Annotated in this window: 3 protein-coding genes and 1 pseudogene; all 4 read left to right on the forward strand. The window is 74.1% G+C overall.

The window, feature by feature from the left end; all coding sequences use genetic code 11:
- Positions 1-1289 (forward strand): annotated as a pseudogene (locus tag E0D90_RS27420) (hypothetical protein); the annotation flags it as partial.
- Positions 1290-1298: 9 nt separating this feature from the next.
- The gene (locus tag E0D90_RS24335) at positions 1299-1748 is read left to right on the forward strand and encodes a hypothetical protein (protein WP_130800105.1); all 450 of its coding nucleotides are present in this window, start codon (positions 1299-1301) and stop codon (positions 1746-1748) included.
- 87 nt (positions 1749-1835) lie between these two features.
- On the forward strand, positions 1836-2735 hold the full coding sequence (locus E0D90_RS24340) for a hypothetical protein (RefSeq protein WP_130800106.1): 900 nt from the start codon (positions 1836-1838) through the stop codon (positions 2733-2735).
- The coding region (locus tag E0D90_RS24345) for a P-loop NTPase family protein (protein ID WP_130800107.1) at positions 2732-3994 on the forward strand (1263 nt) is incomplete at its 3' end. The genes E0D90_RS24340 and E0D90_RS24345, both read left to right, overlap by 4 nt.

Below are 3994 nucleotides of genomic sequence, written 5' to 3' on the forward strand. Positions count from 1 at the left end.
GGGGCAGGGGCGGCGGCGGGCAGGTCCCGGCGTCGCTGCGCTCCGGCGGCCTGGACAACCGCCGCAAGGGCCCCAGCAAGGGCCCTGACGGCCGTTCAGACCGCCCGGGAGGCCCGTCGGGCCCAGGAGGGCGACCCAAGCCCCCGGCCGCCCCGCACGGGGCCGTCAAGCCGCCCGCCCCACCCAAACAGCCGTCGGCGCCGCCGGTGAAGCGGCCGGGTCCGGCGCCGAAGCCGGACAGCGGTCGCGGGACGTCCCCGAAGCCGCCCGCTCCGGCGCCGAAGCGGCCGGGACCGGCGCCGAAGCCCGACCCGGCGAAGCCGAAGCCGCCGGGCGGGACCGGCACTCCGACCGGCACCCGCAAGCCCGGGTCCGCACCGCCCGGGAGCAGCGCCCCGAAGCCGGTCGGCCCGAAGCCGAAGCCGGACCCGGCGAAGCCGAAGCCGGACCGCACCCGGGTCGATCTGCGCAAGGCGCGACCGAAGAAGGGCGCCGAGGAGCCGAAGAAGGGCGCCGAGGAGAAGACCGGGAAGGGCGGCGCCGGGGCGAAGAAGACCACCGAGAGCGACGCGAAGAAGACCAAGACGAAGGAGAAGGAGGGGTCGCCGAAGCCCGGCGGACCGCCGCCGAAGTCCGGCGACGGGTCCCCGAAATCCGGCGCCGTCCCGCCGAAGCCGGACGGCCCACCGAAGCCGGACGGCCCACCGCCCGGCGGGCCCGCCGGCGCGGGCGCGGCGCCCGGAGCCGCCGGTGGCGCGGCGGGCGGCCCGCCTCCCGGGTGGGGCCACACACAGGGCACCACCTGGACCGTGGAGCGCGACGACCCGCCCCGAACCGACACCGGCCCGAAGCCGAAACCGGCGGGAGCGCTGTTCACCACCGCCACCGCCCACCGAACAGGAGCACCACCCGTGGCCGACAGCGACCTGACGATCTACGACCTCATCGACGCCGACGCCGACATGGCCGAGGAGATCACCGCCGGAGCCGACACCGCGACGCAGACCGCCGCCGCGTGCGAGGAGCTGCGCAGCCGCCTGGACGCGCTACTAGCCGCACTGGAGGACGCGCACGTTCCCGGCATCCTGATCGGCCTGACCGTCGGGCTGATCGACAAGGCGGGCACGGTCCAGGCACGGGCGGAGGCCATCGCCGCCGCGATCCCCGGCTCGTCGGAGGCCATCGCGACCGCCGGGTCCAACGCGTCCGCGCGGCACAAGCCACTCGCGGACGCCGTCGCGGACGCCGGGCACGCCGCCCCGGCCGACGCCGACTACCACCAGCAGTAGGAGCACAGCATGTCTGAACTGGAACAGGGCCCGGTCGGGGGCGACATCGTGCCCCGCACCGCCACTGAGGTCCGGGTTCTCACCGAATCCGGCCGCGTCCGCTACGTCTCCGTCATCGCCCAGCTCGTCGCCGCCGGATGGGCACTGCGCGGCCTCTCCCAGCGGGTACGCGGCACCTACGACTACATCCAGGAGTGCTCGGAGTCGGTCGACCGCCTCGCGGACCAGGCCGCCGCCCTCGGCGTCGACACCGACACCGTCTCCGAGCACCGGGAGGCCGCCGCCGTGATGCGCGGCGTCCTGGACGACGCCGAGGCGATGGCCGCCGCCGCCGAAGACCTGGCCACCCTTTTCGCGGAAGCGTCCGCCGCGCACGAGGCTGACTACGGCTCGGTGCAGGAGGCCGCGAACACCATGGACGTCGACATGGCGAACAGGGCGTTCTACGGCAACCGCTGACACCCACCACCCGTTCACCGCCTCGGAGGCGGGACCGCCCGACGCCGGGCCGGTTCCGCCCCCGGCGCCTGTCCCCCGGGAGCACTGATGCACAGCCTCCGCGCCAGCCGAGGACCCCTGGCCGTCGCCCGCGACCGAACCGGCCGCCTCCTCACCGCCGCCGGCGCCCTCACCCTCGGGGCCGGCGCCCTCACCCCCGACCTCTACCCCCTCGCCGCAGCCACCGCTGCCGGTGCCGCCGCGTTCGGCGCCGCCTGGTCCCTCACCCTCCCCACCGGCCGGGCCCGCGACATCGCCACCGCCCTCTACATCGCCCCCGCCCTCACCCACGCCACCATCGCCACCACCACCCACCTCGTGCCCGGCACCCATTGGTGGGAGATCACCGCCGCCGCACTGTGGACCGGCGCGGTGTGGTGGGTTCGCCCCGCCCGCCTCGCCCGGATCCTCGTAGGCCGGGAGCCCTCGTTGGTCCCGGCCGCCATCGAGGAGGAGGACCAGGAGCAGCAGGAGCAGGCCGCCGCGGCCTGCCCGATCATCCCGGCCGGGCAGCACCCGGTCTTGACCTGGTGGCAGCAGCACGCCGCCACCGACTCCGGCCCCGCCACCGGCACCACCCTGGAAGACATCACCCAGCCCGCCCCCGGCACCCTGCGCGCCACCATCCGCGCCACCACCCCCGGCACCCCCGTGCCGACGATCTCCACGACCGCGCTGTCCGCGCTCATGGACATCCCCGAAGACGACATCCGGATCGGGCCCGTGCCCGGCCGCGGCGCCGGGGTCCGCCGCCTCACCGTCGGCCGCACCCCCACCACCACCGCCGACGACGGCCTGTCCCTCGCCGACATGTGGGAGCAGCAGATCGCCCCGAAAGGCATGCCCGGCACCGTCATCACCGCCGTCCGCGCCGTCCCCGTCCAGCCCGACGGCGCGCACGGCGCGCCCGCCGACCTCACCAAGACCCGAGAGGAGATCACCCAGTGAGCACCAGCACCGACGGCATGATCTACGAACTCACCGTCCAGGCCCCACCGGGCGACCTCATCACCTACGACCCGCAGCGCCTCGCGGGTGCGCTCGGCATCGACGACCCCGCCCGCCTCGCGATCGAGACCGACGGCCTCCACAACGCCCTGGTAACCATCTACCCCAGCGACCCGCTGGCCGACGTCGCGCTCCCCGCTGACCTCTCCCAGCTCGCCATGGACACCCAAGGCCGCATCCTCGTCGGCCGCTACCACAACGGCCGCCCGGCCAGGATGCAGCTCTACGACGCCGCCGGCGGATCCGCTCAGCGCGGCCTGATCTTCGGCACCACCGGCGCAGGCAAGAGCTCGGGCCTGCACATCGTGCTCGCCGCCGAGAAGCGCTCCGGCGTCGCCGTGTTCCTCTCCGACCTCAAAGGTGGCCAATCCGTCCCCGAAGCCCGCGACCAGGTCGACTGGTTCACCGTCACCCCGGAGGGCGCGATGGCGCAGCTCCGCACCGCGTGGCAGATCATGCAGGAGCGGCAGATCCGCTACTCCGAGATGGGCCGGAGCAAATTCCTCGTGGGCCGCCCCGATCCGTTGTTGTCCGTAAGGATCGACGAGGCGAACCGGTTGCTTGAGAAGGGCGCGCCCTATCGGAAGGAGGCCACCCACTACATCAAGGACATTGGGAGGACGGGCCGCTCGCTGGGGATCGGGATGCACCTGTCCGCGCAGGCCGGGCACCTGGAGGAACTGGGCGGCTCCGACACGCTGCGAGGCATGCTTAAGGACGGCGAAGTCGTCCTGCTGCGCTGGACGTCGACCATGATGCGGCAGCTCGTCTCCGACGGTCTCCTCGCACCCGGCCAGAGCATCGCCCCGATCCCGAAGTACGCCGGCGGCACCCGACTCATCTCGCAGTTCGAGGAGGCGGGCGACGAGGACCGGCCCCGCACCCAGGGCACCGGCTACCTCCTCTCCGGCTCATCGCCCACCTCGCGCTTTAGGTTCTTCCGCATCGGGAGCGCGACCCCTGCTGACGGCCTGGACCCTGAGATCCTCCGGCTCTACGGAGAGGGCCCCGTCCCCCGCCTCGAAGAGGCCAGCCACGACGCCGCCGGAGAGGCATACGCCGCACGCCTGGACGGGATCGAGGCCGCGCAGGCGATGTTCCCCGAGTGGTTCGAGGAGGCGGGCGATGAGGAGGGTGGTGGTGGTGCGGGCCGGTCCTCGAAGGCCGCTCGCCCCGGCCCCGCCGTCCCGGCCGAAACC

The sequence above is a fragment of the Streptomyces otsuchiensis genome, assembly GCF_004305975.1.
Taxonomy (GTDB): domain Bacteria; phylum Actinomycetota; class Actinomycetes; order Streptomycetales; family Streptomycetaceae; genus Streptomyces; species Streptomyces otsuchiensis.